Source organism: Corynebacterium sp. HMSC062A03, assembly GCF_001811145.1.
GTDB classification, from domain to species: domain Bacteria; phylum Actinomycetota; class Actinomycetes; order Mycobacteriales; family Mycobacteriaceae; genus Corynebacterium; species Corynebacterium aurimucosum.
On sequence record NZ_KV803670.1, the window covers coordinates 1 to 307 of the forward strand.

Genomic DNA, 307 nt, shown 5'->3' on the forward strand with positions numbered 1-307 from the left:
TAGAGGAACCTGCACCCGGCGCACAAGCATCAGCGATAAGGCCAATAGCCAGAGCACCAGCAGCAATCAGAGCCACAGCGCCAGCAGCCTGCTGGTGATCAACACCGAAACGCTTCAGCTGCGCATCGATACCAGCCATCTTGCCAGCCAGCGGACCATTGAACACACCAGCCTGCTTCTGCAGCTGAGTATTCAGATCCCGAATCTGCTTGTTAATCGGAGCAACAAAGTCCGACAGACCCGGAATGTTCATCTGCGAAGCCAGACCAACCGGAATCAGGAACAGCAGCGGGATACCAACACCCAA

The 307-nt window shown here is 55.7% G+C and carries 1 protein-coding gene; it reads right to left on the minus strand.

Annotated features, from left to right (window positions below; all coding sequences use genetic code 11):
- Window positions 1-307 (minus strand): hypothetical protein (locus tag HMPREF2781_RS12530; protein ID WP_168163679.1); only part of this gene is annotated, 307 nt, incomplete at both ends.